Here is a 20,628-nt window from a genome sequence, read left to right as displayed (position 1 = left end):
CGGTAACTCCAATGGAACCTGTGACCCCAGTTATTCCGGTGCTGCCCGTGATTCCAGTTGAACCCGTAACACCCGTAGCTCCAGTTACTCCAGTCCGTCCTGTTAGACCGTTTGGTCCCCTTTTGCCTGGAGACCCAGGGTCTCCGGTTAACCCGGTAGCTCCAGTTGCCCCGGTGAATCCTCTCATTCCCCGATAACCCCGTGGGCCGCGAAGGAAAGGAATCCTGTGGCTTTTCTTTTTTTTGCACGAACATCTGTTTTTCTTACAAGATTTACTCTTCTTTTTTTGGATAGCGTGCTTTTTTAATTTTTTTGCTTTCCGTTTACCTGTACTGATTGAGGAAATTTTGCGTTTCCTTTTGGACATACCGCTCACAAGAAAATCCCCCCTCCTTGTACACCACGTCAAATCCCCGCATTTTACAATAGTACACTCTATGCCCGGGACTAGCTTTGTGCGCCCCCTATTCAATATACCTATGAAACCTTCAAAGTTAGTGATCAATCAATTACTTTTCTCCAAAAAAATATATTCCCCTTTACTCCCCCCGCAACTCCAACTCCTTAATCGTCAACTTAATTCCTTCTTCAAAAGATGTTGCCACAACCGGGCCAATCCGTTCCACATACTTCTGTCTACTCAAGATCAGGGGTTCCTCGGTCAGATATAACATTTCTACAATTTCTTTCATAACGGGTACACCTAGTCCAATCAAAGACAATCCCACTCTTCCTAACGCCATCACAGGTTTGCTTCTTCCAGCAGCCTTCTGTGCCAATCGCACGATGTCATGACCCGAGATGATCCCCGATCCAGGAATGTTCCAGTTCTGTCCATACGTCGTCTCTCTGCTTGCCAGCTCCACCACCATGACCGCAGCATCCGGTAAATAGATGTACTCTCTGGGTACCTTCATATTCCCGATAAAAAAAGCCATCTTTCCTTTTGCTATCGCTTCAAGTGTTGAACCCAGATAGGAAGCCTGATTGGCCGATGGGCCATAATAGTCTGGCAAGCGAACAATCATCACCTGAGCTCTGGTCCATCTTGTGCTGAATAACATCTGTTCATATGCAAGTCGTGTCTTGCCTTTGCGGGTATGTGGCTGTTTCGGATGTTCTTCGGTTACTTCCTTCATTTGTCTTCTGCCATAAGGGTAGATTCCGTCTATTACCACCACATTCAGACCCAAGTGTTCTGCTGCCGCCATCACGGATTCGCCCAGCGGAATCAGCCTGCTCTCCATCTCGTTATACGGGACGTTCGCACAATGAAACATGACATCCGTTTCTTGGGAAGCAGCGATAATATCATCCGACCGAAATGCATCTCCCACTGCGATTTGCAGGTGATCCGGTGATCCCAACTTTACCGCAAGTTGCTCCAGTTTCTGACGGGATCGCCCAAATGCAATTGTAACAATACCCCTTTTAATCAATTCTTCCGTAATTGCTGCACCTGTTCCACCTGTGGCTCCAATCACAATAGCTCTTTTCATCGTAGATCAACCTCTCTCACCCATTTAGTTATTGATCAATTACTTACCTGAAAACAATATAAACCATAATTAGTGATTGATCAATAACTAAAATTTAAAAAGGGAATTCCCATCCCTCTCTATCGGTCCTTCAGCTCAGGCATATCCAGTGCAGTAGATAAATTACATAACATCCCGATCGCCAGGAAAATCATGGTTCTTTTCAGCGGTTCAGCAATACCTGCAACGGTGAAAGCTTCAAGCACCATGCTTCGTACATCACTAATGCCTTTTTGCATGGCCTGACGAATGACTTCTTCCCGGATCGTCTGTGCCTGCATCTGAAGCAAAATTTCGCTCTTGTGCGATTCCAGAATCTTATCGTAGGCTTCAATGAGATCATTCTCCAACTGATCTGGCGTCGCCGTCTCCACCACAATTCGAAACGAATCAATCACCCGTGTCCATGAGACCTCAATTGCAGTTAATAATAAAGCTTCTTTGGTTTTGAAAAAACGAAAGATATACGGCTGTGAGATCTGTGCCCGTTCAGCCACTTGGGCTGTTGTCGCACGATAATAGCCAATTTCCGCGAACACATCGATTGCTGCAGAGATAATATCATTTCGCCGATTAACCGACGCTGCTGTATCTTTAGCCATCATTTTCCCCTTCCAACGCACAGTTATGAATTGATCAATAACCTGAAGTATATCTGATTCATGTAATCAACGCAAAACGCAATAAAGTGACACTTCATTTAACTCTTGAGCTTACTCGGATTATAGCCATACGTTTGCCTGAAACGACTGATGAAATAACTGCTGTTCAACCGTCAGGTTGAATGCAAGGACGAATCCTTGCGAAATATGAATGAGTCCATGATCTGGCTGCACCCTCTCACGAGCGAACTGAACCAGATTCAGCCGTTTCCTGATGCCATCATCGTTCGTCAGGAATTGCTCGTCAGTACACCCGGCAGTAACTTTCCCGTCCAAAACCAACAAACCCGCAGACGCTGGCTCAAGCCGCTGCAGGTTGTGGAACATGTCGATGTTCAGCAGGATTCCTTGGAAGAATTCCGCAACATCATGATCCATGGGAATGGACCGGCTATGAATTTCATTTTGAGTGAACGGAAATGGTGCCAGTTTCGAAGAGAACATGGATCGTCTGAAACAGATTCGGACGATGCGGTACAAAAGTGTCAGTTCACTGCTGTAGAAGATTGCGCAATCGGGATTCCGAATCCAGCTTCGGACAACTGTTGCAATAACCATGTGAATGACTGCCGTCTCCAACCTGATAAGCCAAACAACAATATCGGCGTATTAAGAGCGGCGTTCCTTGCCACTCAGGGTGATCAAAACGATTCAGCTCGATGGCAAAAGTAAATGCATTTTCATTTACTTCGTCGAGCCATATGCATTGATCTTCCTGGATCTGTGCAAGCCGTTGATCCGTCTTCCATATTCTTTGATCATTGACCATACGTACATACAATTGTTGCACATTATGCGCAACCAGAGTCCACATGACGTTATAACTCGCTCCTGTACCGTCAGCTACCGCTCGCAGAACAGGTTCCAGATGTAGCAGCATTTTCTTCTTGAGCAAGATACTCTCTGACCTGCGCTGAACAGAATCTTCACCCTCCAGAGAGATTCTCTCCAACCGGGTCTCATATCGCATGCCACCTGCTCCATTCAATTCAAATCGCACATCATCGTCTGCCATACTAAGTGGAATGTCGTACAGACTGAATGCAGAGATCACGGCCATCACCAGCACCGAATAGCGCTTGGCAAAAAGTGTACCGACGGCCACACTCCCTTTACCGTCCAGTTGAAGCCCTTGCTGCATGGCCTGTTCACGCAATATCGAATCTCGTTTCTCTTCATTCAGCAGATCCTTCACACGGAAAGGATACTTGAAATCATCGCAGTTCGCTCGAATTGTCGTCACAAAAAAATGCTGTAATGTTGCCGACATCTCTGAATGGTTATGCCCTAGATAACGTTCCATCTATTGAATCATATCTTCAACTTCGTTAATAATCTCGCTGCGACCGATTACCCCCCAGCCCTTAAACAGCCAGAACGAGTCTGTTGTATAGACCTGATCTGCACCAACAGCCGGTACTCCCTTCCAGAGTGAGCTTGCGTTGATGTTGTTCAAATACTCCTCGGCATTCGGATCAACCTCAAGAACGACGAAATTGGCATCGATATCCGCGATTTTCTCCATGGACAGGTCCTCACGTTGTTCGGCAGGCGTCACAGAAGTGGGTACAAATCCAAGATCATGATACAACAATGTGTTGGTTGGATGCCCTTTTTCCGCATAAATTTGCAAGGTCTTCTCTCTTACACGTAAGTAAGCCAGCTTTTTCTGATCCAGTTGTTCGATCTTCGCTGTTAGTTGTTCTGCCTGTTGTTCCACCTCAGCGATTTTCTCCTTGGCCAGATCAACCTTGTTGAATAATCCGGCAATGGTCAACAGATCCTGTGTCCAATACGTTGTGTCATCTTCATAATCCAGCCATTCGTTACCAAGTACAATCGTCGGAGCGATTTTCTCCAACTGCTCATATGTACTCTCCGCAGTTCGACTCTCAACAACGATGACATCCGGACCAATCTGCAGGATAGCCTCCAGATTGGGACTATCTGCCGACCCTACCGTTGGAACACCGGCCAGCTGATCTGCAAGATAAGGCAGGTAATCTCCCCCGTAACGTACCTCTACATTAACGCCTGCTGGTTTTTCACCAATCGTTAGCATGTGATCGATGTAGGCGGCGGATAATACAACCATACGCTCTATCTTTTGCGGTACAACCGCTGTTCCTTTGAGATGTTCAATCGTTTGAGTACCACTCTCTTCCACAGGTGTATCCTGTGGCTGAGGCGTTGCTTCCGTTACTTCCACTGTCTTGCCACATGCCGCCAGAACGAGCACAAGCAAGGCCAACAGTATCATCGTTGTTACTCTCTGTCTTACCATTTGTAGTAAATCCCCTCTACTATTTAATAATAATAATCATTATCACTATAGTAGGGAAAAGCGAACGGGCTTGCCATGGATTATTCCACGCTCTTCACTTGCACAATATCACCGCACGGTAACACCCAGTTGCTCTGCTACATATCGCATAGCCCACATACGTCCGGTTGGACCCAGCGTTTTGAAGAAAATATCTCCTGCATTATAGACACAGCCTTCTTGAACAGCCCTTAATGCCAACCATTCACTAGATTGCTGCAATTGTCGCAATTGAGCCCGCGCCTCTTCCGTCGGATCCACCATTACAAATATATGATCCGTGTCGTATAACTGCAAATCGCCAGCTTTCGTCTCCACAGCCCACTGTTTTTCCGGAAAATAACGTGGCAATTGAAATCCCAGATCATCGTACAAGAGAGCGCCTGTCTGGTTATTCAATCCATACATTCGGTAGAAATGAGAGGACACCCGGATGAACATAGCACTCTGCTTCCCCCACCTCGATTGAACGCGCCCTTGAAGAATCCGGCCCAGTTCAGCATGCTGTTCAATCCAATGTACAGCCTGTTCCCTACGGCCCATAATGTCCGCCATATACAGAAGTCTCTCACCAAAATGGTTGGTGTGCTCCAGCATCGCCGTAGGTGCGATATGATGCAGGGATTCATTCGGCTCTAAACGATCACTTGTAATGATCAGGTCCGGTTGGACTCGCCTCAACCCGTCATAGTTCTGATTGAAGCTGTCCAGGATAAGTCCCTGATGACTGTGCGCTTGAAGCGCAGGAACAGCAACATGTCGGGCCACTCTCTGACCATAAGATAGTGCGGACACTGGCGTCATCCCAAGCGTTATTACGTAGTCATCCAACCCGTAATACAATGTGGCAATGCGACTCACTTTATTTTTCATATACAACGTCGGGGCGACACCTTCGTTTTTCTTGAAGACCCTGCTGAAATAGTGCTCGTCCCTATAACCTACTTGCTCCGCGATTTCCTTGATTTTATCTGAAGAAAATAACAGCTGCTTAGCCTTAGCCATACGTTGTTTAAGAATATATTCGATCGGAGTCATGTTTAATTGCCGTTTGAACGTTCTTATAAAATGATTCACACTAAGCCCTGCCATGCGGGCCATCTGATCGATTCGAATGTCTTTCATATACTGATGCGTCATGTATTCAAGTGCCCGATCCATACCTGCTACAGGTGGGGTTTCTTCTTTCACGTGAATCATCAACTGAATCAACAACTGATGTAAAAGATGTTTCCTGCGCGTCTTTTCCAGACTCGTGAAAGTGTGTTTTCCACTCACCAGAGTATCCATCATCTCCTGAATATCACGTGTACTTGAAGGAATATGAAGCTTGCCCGTAACAGGGAAATCAAGTACCTCGGTATGCCAGGCCTTCCGACTCCGGGTAAGTGCCACGCAAGAAAATAAAATGATCTGATATCGGACAGGTGCTTCCATATCCGTCTGAAACTCCACATGCATTCCTGGCTTCAACAAAAACCACTCGTCCTGAGACACCGTATGGACAACGTTATCCATAGACAAAGATCCCCTGCCAGCAATGACCCTGCAAATGGCGAATCTCTTCCAGATCCTGCGCTGGACAGCCCCCGGATTGCTGGAGTAATGGCAGACGTGGACAGCAGTGAAATAAAGTTTCTCCAGTCGTTTTATCCAATCATTTTCTTCCATCCTGACGTCCCTTCCCTGTTCAAATCGAACCCTGTAATCGCCTGATTAGACTCTATTTTTTAGCTTTCAATAATATGTTCGTGATCGTATCCAGCTGCAATTCCAGTGAATATGGATCTTCCATCACGAACTCGTCGCCTTTATCTCCAAAGGAGCCATAAGCATATACCTGACCTTTCTGCACAGCAGGAAGATGTTTCCACACTTCACTGTTCAGTACCTCTTCTGCGTCTGCGTCCCCCGAACCATATACGAAGATATGATCTCCCATATACTCCGGCAGCACTTCAAGGGAGATACTTTCGAAGCCTTCCTTCATCTCCAATGCCTGCTGGGTAGGAGGCAGTTTCAGCATCTCATAGATGGTGGAACTACCGTAGTTACCACCATCTGCGCCCATGACATACATCGCTTTGTTACCGATCTGTACAATGGATACGGTCTCGCCATCTTTAATAATACCATCGATCCGTTTCTTGGCTTCTTCGACCTTCTCTTCATAAGTTGTAATCCATGCCTCTGCTTCCTTCTCTTTCCCAAAAACACCAGCGATCCGGCGCAGTTTTTCGAGTGGACCTGAGGTCGTTTCACCCTCCCAATAGGGTAAAAAGACAGTCGTTGCAATTTTCTCGTAATCCTCGATATTTTTATCAATGGAACCGATGATAAGATCTGGCTCAAGCGATACCAGCTTCTCCAGATTCATGGGGAATTCTCCTCCCAAATCTTCAATACCGGCTATGACGTCGGCAGGAATATCGGACTTCTCAATCCAAGATTCGTTCAACATGAACGTTCTCACACCAACCGGTATAATGCCCAGTTTCAGCAGATAACCCATATATTGATCTGAAGCAACACGCTCCGGATTGGCCGGGATCACGACATCTCCTCTTAATGTAGAGATGGTTCGCGTCTCTGGCTGTGCAGTCGATTTTCCTGATTCCGCTGCTTGGTTACTCGATTGTGTAGTAGTCGCAGTAGTCTCTGTTTGTGTACTACTTGCAGACGGTGCAGGACTGGAACAGGCCGCCAGTAATAGCGTGAGACACAGCATCATGCTTAGTGCTGTGATTTTGAATTTTCCTTGCATCAGTAATTCCCCTCCAACATTCTTTTGATATTGATAATCAATATCATTATATAGAGAGGGATGTAGCGGATGAAGGGCATTTTCTTGCATCACACTGGGCAAATCTTGCTCATGGTTCAATTCCAATGCCTTTTGCGGCTTACTTAACCGTTGGCTTAATCCTTTTTTGTAGCGAATTGGAGATAGTCCTTTGATTTTTTTGAAGCTGCGACTCAGCGAATGCGCATCCGGATAACCGACCTGTTCAGCAATCTGTTGCAACGTAGCGCCCGTATGCACCAGAAGATGTGCGGCCCTCTCCATTCGGATCTGTCCAAGATATTGGATGGGACTGATGTTCAACTTTTGTTTGAACAATCTGGATAAATGTCCCACACTGCATTCCAATGCTTCTGCCATTACATCAAGAGCTATAGGTTCATGCAGATGTGCGTTCATATAATCAATAGCCTGCATGACTGTATCCGGTTTATATGGCTGAATGGATTGTCTATATAAGTCTTCCAACAAAAAATATACCCACTGATGAAATAAGGTTCTGGCATGTAACTTTGCGAGTTTCGTGGACTGTTCCCACTCCCGTTTCAATTCCTCCATACATTGATACATGTCTAGCGGACGGGTGGGTACAAGTGCATATTGGTCCTGGAACGGACGTTCATGGTCCATCAGATGCTGAATCTCCATACCACAGGGCAACGCCAGAATGGCTTTGTACAAAATCATATAATACGCCACGCCCGAATCCGTCTCCATGTTTAAGTACGCGTGCTTGCCCCCATGAACAATGTGGAACCCATCCACGATATATCTGTGTTGATCCATTCGTATCCGAGCACTTCCATCGATGATATATAGATAGGTGCTCGCTGGCAGTTGATAATTCTTCAGCTTCTCGCCAGGATGCAAAGCGTTTTGGCGTACATCTAGTATTTTGACAAAAACATGGTTCCACAGCCTGATGTGATCATTCAAATTCATCACCTTGATACTTATCCTCCGATCCAGATGCACCTTCATGCCCTCTCATCTGTTGTATGAACTGCCTGTTACGTTCGCTCGTTATGTACATTTTCTTTTATTATAGATTAATTGATAATAATTCTCAATAACTTGTACAATCGATATAAACTTATGCAGATGGACATCCTATACAGACGACAATGCTTATGTACCGGGATAATACAGGTATAATCATCCTCTTCTTCTGAACCTGTTGCAAAATGTTAAAAGGCATGATATATTAATTGAGCCATCAATGATTGAGGCATCAACTATTGATACATCAATGATCGAGAGCATCCAAATAATCATTAGGCAATGGCATTGTATACTGCAACTTTCATTATTGGTTAACATACGCCGTTGTTCATGATTCAGATTCACCCGGGAGGTCTAGTCATGACACGTATTGTTTCCAAAGAAGAACAGATCATCAACCTGCTGAACGTGCTGGGCAACAAAATCAGTCCCAAGTTCGAACGCTGTACTGGCATCAGTTCTTCTCGCTTTGAAATTCTGCATGAACTGGATCAGGTCGATGAGATTAACCAATCCATGCTGCAGAAAATCATTAACATTGATAGTGCTGCGATTACACGCCACTTGAAACAGCTTGAGGCGGACCTGATGGTTACCAGACGCAAGAACCCCGAAGATAATCGGGTAACTTTTGTTCGTCTGACGGACCATGGTCGGAAGCAGATTGAAGGCTACAAAGCAGAGAAGACCAATTTCATCAACCAAATTTTGCAGGATTTCAGTGAAGATGAAGTTCAGGCTCTCGCCGATTACCTGGAACGTATGCAGAATAATTTTTAAACCTATATATAGAGGAGAGATTTATCCATGAGTACAATTGAAAGCAAATTCCAAAAAACTAATGATTTTAACGAAATTACTTACGGTCGCCGTTCTGTTAAGCTTTACGATCCTGAGGTAAAAATCAGTCGTGAAGAAATGACAGAAATTCTGGCAGAAGCTTCACGTGCACCTTCTTCCGTTAATATGCAACCTTGGCGTTTTCTTGTTGTAGATACAGCTGAAGGCAAAGAAAAACTCGCGCCTCTTGCTAAATTCAATCAAAATCAAGTGTTGACTTCGGCAGCTGTGGTTGGCGTATTTATCGACATGAATAATGCTGAATACCTGGAAGAGATCTTCAGCAAAGCGGTAGAGCATGGTTACATGCCACAAGAAGTTAAAGACGCACAAGTTCAATTTGTTAAACCTTACTATGACAACATGCCTGCTGCCGATCTTCGCGACGTTAACCTGATTGATGCAGGTCTTGCTTCCATGCAATTGATGCTTGCTGCACGTGCTCATGGTTATGACACCAACCCAATCGGTGGTTACGAAAAAGATCAAATTGCAGAAGCATTCGGCATGGACAAAGAGCGTTATCAACCTGTTATGTTGATCTCGATCGGTAAATCGGCTAAAGAAGGCCACCCTTCCTACCGTCTGCCCGTAGATACAATCACAACTTGGGCATAATATCAGGGACGCTTTCCCTGTAAGTCATGATTATATTGGTCAATAAGCTTACATTCTTAACACAATCCAACAAACACAATATGGAGGTTATACACTATGATTATCATTCACGCGCATCTGCAAGTTAAACCGGACCAAGAGCAAGCATTCCTCGCATCTGCGAAAGAACTGATTGCTGCAACACGTCAAGAAGAAGGCAATATCAGCTATGACCTGGCGAAGAGCACAGAACAAGAACAACAATACACAATGATCGAGCTCTGGAAAGATGAAGCTGCTACAGCTTCCCACAACACAAGCGCGCATTTCCAAGCTTTTGTACAACAAGCTGCAGCATTCATGGCCGCTCCAATGAACGTTGAAGTATTTGCTGGAGAACAAGTTAAAGCTTAATTGCTAAATGTCTGGCATGCGTAGTTGGCATGTGAAGAAGCCGCTCTTGGTCATATGACCGAGGGCGGCTTTTTTAGTTTTCTTTTGAAAATACGTTCACTTCAGATCCGCATTACTTGGTGTACAAATCTTTCATTAATTCGCGATTTTTCTGAGTAAACAAATCATTGTGCGAGGAGACCATCCCGTGTGCATTCGCTTCAGGTGCCACATGCAACTTCGCTCGATTCACAGCATTGGCTGCGTCCTGGAACGCTCCGGCAATCAGATGAAGCTTTCCTTCATGATGCAAAATATCACCCGCAGCATAGATGCCCGGTACGGATGTCTCGCTGACCGGCGTTCCTGCAATCCAATGATCCTTCATATCAATCTGAATATGACTGTTGACCAGCAATTCCTTATCACGCTCATAGCCATAGTTAATGATGACCTCATCCACTGCCAGCTCAAGTGCTGCGCCATCCTCATTGCGTTTCAACACAACCGTCTCAATCTGTTGATGATCATCTGTAGCGACCAACTTCTCGATCGTTGTATTAAGCAGGCACTCGACCGAACTGTTGCCAAGACGAGATATTTCAGCTTCATGCCCCTTCAGTGTATCTTTCCGATACGTCAGATAGACTTGTTTGGCAATAAGTGCGAGTTCATTCGCCCAATCAATCGCCGCATTCCCTCCACCGGAAATGAGAACCGTTTTGTCTTTGAAGTGGGAGAGTGATTTGACGGTGTAATGTAGATTGGACACTTCAAAACGTTCTGCTCCTTCAATCTCCAGTTTGATTGGTTTCAAGATTCCTCCGCCGATAGCCAAGATCACGGTTTTGGAGTAATGCACCTCTGTGGAGGCTGTGTGCAGTGCAAAATACCCTTGTTCATCTTTCGATATGGACGTGATCTTTTCTCCAAGAACTACCTCTGGCTGAAATGTCAGTCCCTGATTGACGATCTGTTCGATTAACTGGGCACCGGGAACAGGTTGTAACCCTCCTACGTCCCAGATCATCTTTTCAGGATAAACATGTACCTTCCCGCCCAGATAAGGTTGGAATTCAATAATTTTCGTTTTCATCTCACGCAGCCCACTATAAAAAGCCGAAAATAAACCAGCGGGTCCTCCACCGATAATGGTTACATCAAATACTTCACGCTCGTTCATCCTGTATGCCCTCATTTCTAAATATGTTCTGCCCAATGATGGGCCGGTTCACGTATTTGATACATATATTAATAATGATTCTCATTATCATTAAATAGGATAGCAAGGATGAGCGCTCATGCGAATACACAAATCACGAATTCCATATGTATTATTGTCTAATTTAATTCAAGTACATGTTGAAATTAGTATTAATGCCTTTCTAACTGATCCGCATATGCTGAGGGAGATACACCGAATTTATTTTTAAACACTCTGCTGAAATATAACGGATTAGGATACCCTACACTGATGGCTACATCACGGATAAGAAAATTCCCCGATTTCAACAGATCCCTTGCCCTCTCCATACGATGATGGATGACATAATCAATGGGTCGTAATCCCGTATACTTATGAAAAAAATAGGAAAACTGCTTGGAATTCATGCCATGTGTCTCTGCTAACTCGTCCAGTGTCAGCGGATTCATGTAATTGACATTAATGTAAGACAAAGCTTCCTCAATGACCTGTTCACTCGGAGAAGTTACACTTTCCCGCTGCCTGTACCCCATCAGAACCTCGACCAGGATACTCAGAAATAGTTGCTTCACTCGAAGCTTTTCCATCCCCCCAGAATGATAAGCATGTTCTTGCAACATCGCCAATAATTCTACGATCCTCGGATTGACTGCCTGATCCATTTTGAAATGGACCTTCAATGCATTGTGGACGTCTTGTTCTTTTTTCTCATCTATCTTGTCCGACCCATAGAATACAGCGTAGTATTCATACTCGGTTTCGCTGATGACTCGGGAATCCATCTTCATGCCAGGAGCCGCATGAAACACTGACCCGGATTGTAGTTCGTATATCGTTCCATTGACCGTCATTCGTGCTTCTCCACGCATTACAAAAAGAAACCCGTACTTCAGAGTTTTAAATTCACGCAGTATACTTCTGGGCTGGATCACCAATCGGTTGACCTCATGTATCTCATAATGACTGCTTGCAAATGTGTTGGCTAGTTGATCTACATCAATCATGGCGTGCACCTGCTCTCTATATCAATGACTTGATTTCATTTTTGGTTTTGGCATTTATACTAACATACATAGCAAAAAACACGCCAATTAAGGCGTGTTTCTTCACTCATTGAACAGGTTACAATGGATTATACTCTCCGAGCCGGCGTGATGCTTTGCGGATTGTTGAATACATTTTTCGGGTCATACTTGGCTTTGACTCTCCGCAGTCTGGCATAGTTGGCTCCATAGTACACTGGACCGGAATTCTTGATCCCTTGGTCTGGAACGTTGATATAGGAACCCACAATGTATGGTTGCAATTTCTTGCGAGTATTACGAGCGAGTGCGATATTTTTGGCGGCATGGGATGGTTTGAGCCACGTACTGGTCCATTCCACATAGAACTTCTCTTTGCGCCAGAAGAACGCGGTAGATCTAGGTGATTTGCGACTTACCGCTCCGCCCCAGTTGAGGAAATAGAACCCGCCTGGTCCCTCTTCCAAGTTCTCCAAAAATGCGCGCATCGATTTAATCGCTTTGTCGGGGAATGGTTTTCGTCCAAAACCGGACGAGAACTGGTTGCTATACCGTTGAGTCTCGGTCGGATCAGGTTGTAATAAGAACTTCACAACTTCTGTGTAAGGTAACAAACGAACAATGGAACTTGTCGGTGTGCCAACACTCGTAATTGGCCGTAATAAACGGAGAGCCTCTGTTTTAGAGCCTAAGAACAGCCCTTCCATAAGGACGTTGCCACCCTTTTTCGGTCCGATGGACAACTCGCTGCCCAGTCTCGTATCAACTGAGGGAGCCCACCTCTGCCATACTTTAAGTACCTCTTCGAATTGAGACCATGGCCAGGTGATTTTAAATACAGTAGCCTTCGCTGGAGCACGGCGCACTTTGAATTTGTAACGAGTGTATACTCCGAAGTTACCACCGCCTCCTCCCCTCGAGGCCCAAAAGAGATCTGAATTACGATTTTTATTGGCCCGAATCACTTTTCCGTTGGCATCCACCATCTCTACCTCAAGCAAGTTATCACTGATAAGACCGATGGTACGCTGGAGAGGCCCAATTCCCCCACCTAATGTAATTCCACCGATCCCTACGGTAGGGCTATCACCAAAAGGAGCTATGAATCCTTGCTTGGCAAGGGTATTCGCAATTCTTCCCACTCGATTACCCGTCCCCACAACAACGGTTCCATTTTTCTTATCAAGCTTAATGGAATTCAGATCACTCACATCAATCACAATTCCGCCGTTAACCTGTGAAAGATTGACCTCAAGCGCATGTCTGCCACTACGCGGCCTGATCGGTACATTGTTTTCACGAGCCCATTTGATGGCATTGGAGACGTCTTTCGTTTTTTGAGCAAATACAAAGACTTTAGGATATTTGTCGGTATGCGGGTCCCAGTTCTTGCGCGCCGCTTCATATCCCGGATCTCCTTTATAAATAACCCGTCCGGTAAGCTTTGTTGATGATTTCACACGTCCCACTCCCTATTGAACAAATGTTCTACAGTATTGCAACACAAGGCACTTTATACTGTATGAAGGGCATTCGCGGAGGGAATGGGCGAATGTATAAAAATAATCTGACCTTCTAAAAATTGAATCGAGGATGACCCGAAACCGTGTATCTATCGTATCCTTCCAGTTGAAGCAACTTTTCTTTCATCTTTAATCCGCCACTATAACCAGTCAATGTTCCGTTTTTGCCTATGACACGGTGGCATGGAATGACAATGGGAATCGGATTCGCTCCATTGGTGCTGCCCACTGCACGGATGGCTTTGGGATGATCGATCATCTTCGCAATCTCCAAATAACTGCGAATCTGACCATATGGAATCGTCATTAATGCTTGCCACACTGATATCTGAAATTTCGTCCCCTGTAGATCAAGAGGAATATCGAATGCCTTACTTTTCCCCTCACAATACCCTTGCAACTGTTCCACATATGGAGAAAGCCTGTTCTGATCTTCAACTAGATTTGCATGGACAAACTTCTTGACGACCCATTCCTTCATATTCATATGGGTATCATCCGGCATAGATATCAGGCATAATCCTCGCTCCGTTGCAGCTACATTCACTGGCAAGTCGTTGAACAGAGTATGTGTAAAGGTTGTCCAGTTAATTTCAGTATGAATTGACTTCATTCTCTTACCACCCGGTAGCTATTGGAGCTGTACCTGTATGCGTCGGAAATAATGGCAGCACTTCCTCTGCCAACTCCTGGATCACCTCGGCGGGTGGCCGACTCGAAAATTGAATACCAAGTGCAGCATGATTAACGCCGACTGCTCGCCATTCCTCCAAAAGCTGAATGAGACCTGCCCGTCCTGTACGTAATATGTACCCGCCACGAAGTGGTGTCCGAGGATAATTGACATCTTCTACAAGATCAATCCATTCGTTCGTCATATGCGGCTTGAACATGCCATTAGGTATTTTTTCACGCCACGCATTGATCTTATGTCCAAGCATGCGGGGACCGGAGTCATTAGCCGTCGCTTCGGGATAGGTGAGCCAACCATCACTGTGCTCTGCGATCCAATCTAAGGATTGCCTACTTGAACCTGTCACAACAAGTGGTATACCACCTGTTGCAGGCTTAGGTAACAAATCAAGCCCACTCATTTGACCCAGCGATGATTGAATGGTGGGACTGTTATGCTGAATCAGCTCACGAAAGAATTTTACGGTATCTCGAAAACGTTCATCCCGATGATCCACATGTAATCCATATGCCGGAAACTCAGCAGGACGATCACCTGATGCAATGCCTAGTACAAGTCGTCCGCCCGAAAGTACATCAATGGAAGCGGCTGCCTTGGCTAAATCAATCGGATGGCGAAGCGTGAAAATGGCACTTCCTGTTACCAAGGATACGTTTTTGGTCCTTGCAGCAAGGTAGGCAAGATAAACAAATGGATCGAATACCTGCCCTGCATCTCGGAATCCATGATCAAATAGCGGAACATCACGCACCCACACGGATGCAAAATGTTGTTGATCGATTATATCCACCAGGTCAGCCTGACCCTTCAGAACATCCATGTTACCTGTATAAAATCTAAGCGGTAGAAATAGGCCTATTGTCAATTGATCCGGGGCAAACATACGCCGGAAACCGGAATGATTATGAAATGCACCCATATTCAGTGCGGATTGTTGACCTCTCTCCATTTGTCCAATGGAGTCTATTTTTTTATCCAATTCAAGTCTCCTCCTAAAGCAGTGGTGATCCCCGTCTTGAGTGATGTTCCCACCCAGACAGGACGTGATATAATTGTAATCGTCCATTGACCCCATAAGTAGTGACAAAACTAAACTATGTTATAGGATCAGTTGACAAAACCAATAGGAGGTTATAGATGATCGATTTAACCTTATTGCTGAAGAGAGAGTCTGAAGAGCCGTTATACACCCAGCTATATCAATATATTAAGAAAGAAATTATGAACGGGAAGTTGCCAGCTCAGACACGGCTTCCATCCATTCGTTCGCTGTCTGTACACTTACATATTAGCCGTAATACCGTTGATCTGGCCTATCAACAGTTATTAGCAGAAGGTTACGTTCTAAGCAAACCAAGAAGTGGCTTATACGTTATGGATCTGCAATTGGATACCTTGCCCTCATCTCCTCATGTTCGTAAACAAGGGTGGGAAGATCACGCACTGGCTCATCCATCAATCCAGTACAATTTTCGATATGGTGATGTGGATGCTGAGCATTTTCCACTTGCTACTTGGCGTAAATTGTCCAACCTCAGCTTACAGCAAAACCATCAGGCCTTATTTTCTTATGGTGATCCACTTGGAGAACCTGGACTTCGAATGGAAATTGCCAAGTACCTGCACGGATCAAGAGGTGTGAATTGTTCATCAGATCAAATCATGATAGGTGCTGGCATTCAATATCTACTTGCCGTGTTATCTGGATTATTAAAACCCGATAACCGCAGTATAGCGATGGAAGAGCCTGGCTATGACGGTGCTCGAACGATTTTTCAACATCATGGTCTACAGCTTAGTCCGATTCCGTTGGAAACGGATGGGCTTCATATTCAGCAGCTCTATGAGAGCCAGTCCCTCATTGTTTACATTACACCGTCTCACCAGTTCCCCTATGGGATGGTCATGCCTCTCCACAAGAGAATGCAATTACTGAAATGGGCAGCAGACCAGAATGGCATTATTATTGAGGACGATTACGATAGCGAGTTTAGATATGTCGGTAAGCCGATACCTTCCTTGCAGAGTCTGGATAGCCATCAACATACAGTGTACCTGGGGACTTTCTCAAAATGCCTGCTCCCTTCAATACGTATTGCCTACATGGTTCTGCCTAAACACTTGCTGGAGCTTCATAATAAGCATAACTACCGTTTGTATGATCAGACCGTTTCACGTTTTCACCAGAATACCTTGGAACTTTTTATGAGAAATGGACATTGGGAAGCCCACATTCGCAAAATGCGCAAAGTATACCGACAAAAGCAATCCATACTGATTTCAACGATTCAGCAGCTGATGGGCTCTAACGTGACAATCATTGGTGAGGATGCAGGACTTCACATTTTACTGCGTGTACATAATGGAATGCACGAGCAGCAATTGATTGCCACAGCTGAAAAGGAAGGTACCCGAGTCTATCCGGTATCGCCCTTCTGGGCACAACAAGCTCAGGCTGAGCAATCCATGGTTCAGATCGGTTTCGGTGGTTTGAGTATGGAGGATATTCAAGAGGGCGTACATTCGCTTCATCGCGCTTGGTTTGGAGATCGTGAATGATAAAGTTACATAGAGCCTTTCGCGGTAATTGGATGAAACATGGGTTTAACCTGTCGAATAATTAAGATAAAAATAAAAAAACACGCCATCAAAGGCGTGTTTTCTTTAACTACTATATGGAGCCTAGAGGCATCGAACCCCTGACCTCATCGCTGGCAGCGATATGCTCTACCATGTATGGTCATTTACACACCCATAAGACGATTATATACTTAAAATCATTAAGGCTTTATTAAGTTTAGCATTCCGCTATATAAACTTTATCTAATTACGTTTTAATTGTTTATATATTTCTGTTTTTTTAGTTTTTTCAACAAAAGCAAATGCAGTATCATCAAGGGATGGCTTAATATCATCCAAACTTAACTTGTTTATTAGTCTAGAATATACAAATACAGCTATTGCTTCTTCATTTGAGTATTTTTTATTTTTAGGCTTAAAAGTGAAATCATCCCATTTCCCTTCATTGTCTGCTAATTTATTATCCAATAAAATTTTTGTGCATTCGTCTCTTACTGAAAGGAAAAAATCAAATTTAAAAGCGTTTTGACTACATGCTTCATTTTGATACCCTGTATAAGCGGTAATTGTATACTTTTCTAAATACATATCAATAAATGTACAGAACAATGGACGAAGTGAATATTCCTTTGTTAGTTGATTAACTATTATGTGAAATATATTTCTAAAATTAACGCATGAATAGCTATAGCTTGGTATTACTCCATCTTTGTACCTATTTCCTGCCGCTTTCAATTCGCTTCTAAATGGTTGTTCAGTTATTCTTTTAGTTGATAACATAACTGGAAGAGCCAGTGCTTTTGTATCTCTATATACCACATAGTTATCACTTGGTTTTGAATGAGGTAATGATACAATCCTAGTGGCCGTCTCAAATGCTTTTGTTGACAATAAGTTATTTAATACTAAATTTATAAATTTATCTTGATATTGACCTTGCATCTTACTAACCAAAGTATTATAGAGTTCGTTATACATTGAGATCGAATAAGATAGAAATTCTTTCATTGCATCAGTATAACTATTTACTTGTTTTTCATAACCAGCATTATCGATATCTAATACCCCTGCCCACTGTTCAACCTCAGGAAGATTAAACACAAAATTATTTAGTCTATATTCCTTTTCAGCATTCCCCAATTTAATTATAGAATCAAATAAATCCCTATCGCTAACTTCAATATTTCTCAGGATTTTCTCTTCAAATTCCTGATCATTTTTAGTGACTTTAGGATATCTTCTTAAAGAGAAGATTGGGGTTTTCAAATTAAATTGCATCACCTGATCGATAATTTTAGAAAATATAACTGGTTGTTTTATTTGAGATATAGAAAAGAACAAAATTGCATTTACATCATATGTGATGCCCAACTCATCAAAGTTTGGAACGCTATTTTCATCAATATCGCCAAGTCCTCTGCTATCTCTGACTACTATGGAATCAAAAATACAATTATCAGGAATGATACCTTCTTTACAAGGTAGAGTAATTGTAATATGAGTACATACTTGAGCAAATGATGGATCATTGACTTTACTAATAACTTTCTCTATCCCATTTTCTTGTTTACACATTTCTTGCAATTCAGAAAGTAGTGCTTCTTTTTTGTCCTCTTCCATACAAATGCAATCAGCTACATTAAACTCAGTAGTTGAACTACTAAATTCATATGTAGTTGTAATCTTTGTTGTATTTGCTCCGCCTTCTTCTTTTGCAGCGACATATTTTGTAATATCTGTTTTGCTTAAAGCAGCAACAAATGTAGATTTACCCGATCCTGCTGGGCCTAAAAGTAGAATTGTGAACTTATTACTCATATTAACACTTCTCCTCAATTATTAAATGTAGATGTTCCTTAGATAATAAACTATACTCTCACAATATATTTTATCCACTTGAACTTGGATCTTCACCTCTGCATTTCCTAAACTAGGAATCGTTCACTTCAATGTGAATTAATCATAAAAAAACATACAAAAAAATAAAAAATATAATTCAGTCATTCAAGTTTCTATTTTTTCTTCGTATGGAATTTGGGAGCATAACATCAATCTCATCATCACTGAATGTTTGCTCCTCTTCTGTCTTTAATGCCCGCTGTGCAGCAACATAGCTTTTAGAATCTGTTCTTGGTGATTGAGCATATATCTCAGCTGTTCTATTCTGTAGTTCATCTCTTTTCGTCATTACTGTAACATCATCCAGCAATTCAAAATCAGTTAACAGAGATACATACTCTTCACGGATTATCCAAAGTGCATCTGCAGCTTTTTGATGACTTTGAGCAGTTTCAACTAAATCAAAATTTTTAGTGTAAGCATTCAAAATTAGAAGAAGAACAGAAATCAATGCCCCTAAAATACTAGCAATTTTCTCGTCAACGATAATCGCAACAATAAATCCGCCTGTAGTTAAAGCTGAGAGTACTATTTGAAACACTTTAATAAACTCGTTTTTAGACAGCATTCTCTGGACAATTTTATTGTGACATGTAAAAGTATAAACAATTCGACCATATGCCTCTCTGATTTGAGACTCCAATTTATACCCTTGACTAACTCGGGAATTTCGTTCCATATATTTTCCTCCACGTTAATTTCGCAGATGATGTCTGATCCTTAGTTTCGTACTCAATAGCAGTCAAAGAATTATCATAGGCTGTTGCGGCTTTACTTTGGAAGTTCTTATCCTTAAATACGTAGCGGTTACTTCCTGGTGCAAGCCAATAGTTCTTCTCTTTATCAATTTCTTTTAGATATTTAAAAAAGTCTCTGCTCATCCAGTCATAATATAAAAACGATTTATCCTTATTCTCCCATTCACCAATGAATTTGTAAGCTAATGTATCAATAAGAATACCACTCATGCTTACATCACAGTGGTTTTTCCATGCACGAGCCATGCGGCAAAGTCTTTTCAAATTTTTATTTGTACTACTGTTTCTTGTGTTTATAGCATCAATTTCCTTACGCGGATCAGTTACCTTCCAACTTCCACCATTATTTGTGTCAGGATATGTATAACTATCGGCATCATTGATAAATGCAGGAACAATTTCAAAGTTTATATTATCCGTAAAATTTATTCCAACAACCTGCCCATCACCTTTAACATGAGAGCTACTATATGTTTTCTGAAGGGCTTCTTTGACTTCCTTCAATAATGCGGATTGCCCATTCCCACTGTAGTTGTTAAACTTTTGATAGGTAGCATACGGTAACTGTACGATCACATCAATATCACTTGTCCATATTTCTGTTCCCCGACCGTAAGAGCCAACATATAGACTGTGCGATGTTTCCGAGGAGTTGTTCCAGTAATCTTGATTTATGCGCTTCGTAATCTGTTTATATCTTTGTTGTACTGTACTTACAATAGAATCACTCATTCTAAGATTCGAACAAAACTGACTAAAGTTTTCGCTTACTGACATACTAACCCCTCCG

20 protein-coding genes are annotated in these 20,628 nt (G+C 43.1%); 4 read left to right on the top strand and 16 right to left on the bottom strand.

Going from position 1 to position 20,628, the window contains the following annotated elements:
* Positions 1-539: 539 nt before the first annotated feature.
* From MKX75_RS09555 to MKX75_RS09520, 8 genes are all read right to left on the bottom strand, one after another.
* On the bottom strand, positions 540-1,499 hold the full coding sequence (locus MKX75_RS09555) for an NAD-dependent epimerase/dehydratase family protein (protein WP_339169413.1): 960 nt from the start codon (positions 1,497-1,499) through the stop codon (positions 540-542).
* Positions 1,500-1,618: 119 nt separating this feature from the next.
* Positions 1,619-2,140, bottom strand: coding sequence for a TetR/AcrR family transcriptional regulator (locus MKX75_RS09550; RefSeq protein ID WP_062833578.1), 522 nt, complete (start codon positions 2,138-2,140; stop codon positions 1,619-1,621).
* A 120-nt stretch (positions 2,141-2,260) separates the two neighbouring features.
* A complete protein-coding gene (locus tag MKX75_RS09545; protein WP_339169412.1) occupies positions 2,261-2,578 on the bottom strand; it encodes a hypothetical protein in 318 nt (105 codons plus the stop codon).
* Positions 2,579-2,690: 112 nt separating this feature from the next.
* The gene (locus MKX75_RS09540) at positions 2,691-3,503 is read right to left on the bottom strand and encodes a (2Fe-2S)-binding protein (RefSeq protein WP_339169410.1); all 813 of its coding nucleotides are present in this window, start codon (positions 3,501-3,503) and stop codon (positions 2,691-2,693) included.
* Positions 3,504-4,484 (bottom strand): ABC transporter substrate-binding protein, encoded by a 981-nt coding sequence (locus MKX75_RS09535; protein WP_339169408.1) that lies wholly within the window; start codon positions 4,482-4,484, stop codon positions 3,504-3,506.
* A gap of 108 nt (positions 4,485-4,592) precedes the next feature.
* Positions 4,593-6,041: an AraC family transcriptional regulator gene (locus tag MKX75_RS09530; RefSeq protein WP_339169406.1), complete on the bottom strand. Its 1,449-nt coding sequence runs from the start codon at positions 6,039-6,041 to the stop codon at positions 4,593-4,595.
* Positions 6,034-6,180, bottom strand: coding sequence for a hypothetical protein (locus MKX75_RS09525; RefSeq protein WP_339169405.1), 147 nt, complete (start codon positions 6,178-6,180; stop codon positions 6,034-6,036). The genes MKX75_RS09530 and MKX75_RS09525 overlap by 8 nt, the downstream gene beginning before the upstream one ends.
* A gap of 66 nt (positions 6,181-6,246) precedes the next feature.
* Complete coding sequence (locus MKX75_RS09520; protein WP_339170408.1) at positions 6,247-8,268, bottom strand: AraC family transcriptional regulator; 2,022 nt, start codon at positions 8,266-8,268, stop codon at positions 6,247-6,249.
* A gap of 420 nt (positions 8,269-8,688) precedes the next feature.
* On the opposite strand from MKX75_RS09520, the gene MKX75_RS09515 reads away from it, so the two are divergent.
* The 3 genes from MKX75_RS09515 to MKX75_RS09505 all read left to right on the top strand — a co-directional run bounded on the left by MKX75_RS09515 (position 8,689) and on the right by MKX75_RS09505 (position 10,179).
* The gene (locus MKX75_RS09515; RefSeq protein WP_062833573.1) at positions 8,689-9,108 is read left to right on the top strand and encodes a MarR family transcriptional regulator; all 420 of its coding nucleotides are present in this window, start codon (positions 8,689-8,691) and stop codon (positions 9,106-9,108) included.
* Positions 9,109-9,135: 27 nt separating this feature from the next.
* The gene (locus MKX75_RS09510; RefSeq protein WP_339169404.1) at positions 9,136-9,786 is read left to right on the top strand and encodes a nitroreductase family protein; all 651 of its coding nucleotides are present in this window, start codon (positions 9,136-9,138) and stop codon (positions 9,784-9,786) included.
* 96 nt (positions 9,787-9,882) lie between these two features.
* Positions 9,883-10,179, top strand: coding sequence for a putative quinol monooxygenase (locus tag MKX75_RS09505; protein ID WP_145146789.1), 297 nt, complete (start codon positions 9,883-9,885; stop codon positions 10,177-10,179).
* Between the two features lie 112 nt (positions 10,180-10,291).
* Here the strand turns inward: MKX75_RS09505 and MKX75_RS09500 are convergent, their stop codons facing one another.
* The 5 genes from MKX75_RS09500 to MKX75_RS09480 form a co-directional block, all read right to left on the bottom strand.
* Positions 10,292-11,341: an NAD(P)/FAD-dependent oxidoreductase gene (locus MKX75_RS09500; RefSeq protein ID WP_339169403.1), complete on the bottom strand. Its 1,050-nt coding sequence runs from the start codon at positions 11,339-11,341 to the stop codon at positions 10,292-10,294.
* Positions 11,342-11,532: 191 nt separating this feature from the next.
* The gene (locus MKX75_RS09495) at positions 11,533-12,366 is read right to left on the bottom strand and encodes an AraC family transcriptional regulator (protein ID WP_076330349.1); all 834 of its coding nucleotides are present in this window, start codon (positions 12,364-12,366) and stop codon (positions 11,533-11,535) included.
* Between the two features lie 128 nt (positions 12,367-12,494).
* A complete protein-coding gene (locus tag MKX75_RS09490; RefSeq protein ID WP_076330348.1) occupies positions 12,495-13,844 on the bottom strand; it encodes an FAD-binding oxidoreductase in 1,350 nt (449 codons plus the stop codon).
* A 115-nt stretch (positions 13,845-13,959) separates the two neighbouring features.
* Positions 13,960-14,520, bottom strand: coding sequence for a methylated-DNA--[protein]-cysteine S-methyltransferase (locus MKX75_RS09485; RefSeq protein WP_339169402.1), 561 nt, complete (start codon positions 14,518-14,520; stop codon positions 13,960-13,962).
* A 4-nt stretch (positions 14,521-14,524) separates the two neighbouring features.
* Complete coding sequence (locus MKX75_RS09480) at positions 14,525-15,580, bottom strand: LLM class oxidoreductase (RefSeq protein ID WP_217697044.1); 1,056 nt, start codon at positions 15,578-15,580, stop codon at positions 14,525-14,527.
* A 158-nt stretch (positions 15,581-15,738) separates the two neighbouring features.
* Between MKX75_RS09480 and MKX75_RS09475 the strand changes: the two genes are divergently transcribed.
* Positions 15,739-17,160: a PLP-dependent aminotransferase family protein gene (locus MKX75_RS09475; RefSeq protein WP_339169400.1), complete on the top strand. Its 1,422-nt coding sequence runs from the start codon at positions 15,739-15,741 to the stop codon at positions 17,158-17,160.
* Positions 17,161-17,424: 264 nt separating this feature from the next.
* Here the strand turns inward: MKX75_RS09475 and MKX75_RS09470 are convergent, their stop codons facing one another.
* The 3 genes from MKX75_RS09470 to MKX75_RS09460 form a co-directional block, all read right to left on the bottom strand.
* Entirely contained in the window at positions 17,425-18,999 is a 1,575-nt protein-coding gene (locus tag MKX75_RS09470) for a hypothetical protein (RefSeq protein ID WP_076330345.1), read from the bottom strand.
* Positions 19,000-19,177: 178 nt separating this feature from the next.
* Complete coding sequence (locus MKX75_RS09465; RefSeq protein ID WP_076330344.1) at positions 19,178-19,759, bottom strand: SLATT domain-containing protein; 582 nt, start codon at positions 19,757-19,759, stop codon at positions 19,178-19,180.
* Positions 19,737-20,615, bottom strand: a complete 879-nt coding sequence (locus tag MKX75_RS09460) for a nucleotidyltransferase (RefSeq protein ID WP_076330343.1) — start codon at positions 20,613-20,615, stop codon at positions 19,737-19,739. The genes MKX75_RS09465 and MKX75_RS09460 overlap by 23 nt, the downstream gene beginning before the upstream one ends.
* Between the last annotated feature and the right edge of the window lie 13 nt (positions 20,616-20,628).

Origin of the sequence: Paenibacillus sp. FSL R5-0341, assembly GCF_037975235.1 — a bacterium.
In the GTDB taxonomy this organism is placed as follows: domain Bacteria; phylum Bacillota; class Bacilli; order Paenibacillales; family Paenibacillaceae; genus Paenibacillus; species Paenibacillus amylolyticus_A.
This window is presented reverse-complemented; position numbering and strand designations above follow the sequence as displayed.

Excerpts from the sequence above, each read along its gene's own strand:
- MKX75_RS09495 (WP_076330349.1), bottom strand. The coding sequence starts at position 12,366 with ATGATTGATGTAGATCAACTAGCCAACACATTTGCAAGCAGTCATTAT.
- MKX75_RS09485 (WP_339169402.1), bottom strand. The coding sequence starts at position 14,520 with ATGAAGTCAATTCATACTGAAATTAACTGGACAACCTTTACACATACT.
- MKX75_RS09535 (WP_339169408.1), bottom strand. The coding sequence starts at position 4,484 with ATGGTAAGACAGAGAGTAACAACGATGATACTGTTGGCCTTGCTTGTG.
- MKX75_RS09505 (WP_145146789.1), top strand. The coding sequence starts at position 9,883 with ATGATTATCATTCACGCGCATCTGCAAGTTAAACCGGACCAAGAGCAA.
- MKX75_RS09515 (WP_062833573.1), top strand. The coding sequence starts at position 8,689 with ATGACACGTATTGTTTCCAAAGAAGAACAGATCATCAACCTGCTGAAC.
- MKX75_RS09460 (WP_076330343.1), bottom strand. The coding sequence starts at position 20,615 with ATGTCAGTAAGCGAAAACTTTAGTCAGTTTTGTTCGAATCTTAGAATG.
- MKX75_RS09550 (WP_062833578.1), bottom strand. The coding sequence starts at position 2,140 with ATGGCTAAAGATACAGCAGCGTCGGTTAATCGGCGAAATGATATTATC.
- MKX75_RS09500 (WP_339169403.1), bottom strand. The coding sequence starts at position 11,341 with ATGAACGAGCGTGAAGTATTTGATGTAACCATTATCGGTGGAGGACCC.
- MKX75_RS09465 (WP_076330344.1), bottom strand. The coding sequence starts at position 19,759 with ATGGAACGAAATTCCCGAGTTAGTCAAGGGTATAAATTGGAGTCTCAA.
- MKX75_RS09540 (WP_339169410.1), bottom strand. The coding sequence starts at position 3,503 with ATGGAACGTTATCTAGGGCATAACCATTCAGAGATGTCGGCAACATTA.
- MKX75_RS09530 (WP_339169406.1), bottom strand. The coding sequence starts at position 6,041 with ATGGATAACGTTGTCCATACGGTGTCTCAGGACGAGTGGTTTTTGTTG.
- MKX75_RS09520 (WP_339170408.1), bottom strand. The coding sequence starts at position 8,268 with ATGAATTTGAATGATCACATCAGGCTGTGGAACCATGTTTTTGTCAAA.
- MKX75_RS09470 (WP_076330345.1), bottom strand. The coding sequence starts at position 18,999 with ATGAGTAATAAGTTCACAATTCTACTTTTAGGCCCAGCAGGATCGGGT.
- MKX75_RS09555 (WP_339169413.1), bottom strand. The coding sequence starts at position 1,499 with ATGAAAAGAGCTATTGTGATTGGAGCCACAGGTGGAACAGGTGCAGCA.
- MKX75_RS09475 (WP_339169400.1), top strand. The coding sequence starts at position 15,739 with ATGATCGATTTAACCTTATTGCTGAAGAGAGAGTCTGAAGAGCCGTTA.
- MKX75_RS09510 (WP_339169404.1), top strand. The coding sequence starts at position 9,136 with ATGAGTACAATTGAAAGCAAATTCCAAAAAACTAATGATTTTAACGAA.
- MKX75_RS09545 (WP_339169412.1), bottom strand. The coding sequence starts at position 2,578 with ATGGATCATGATGTTGCGGAATTCTTCCAAGGAATCCTGCTGAACATC.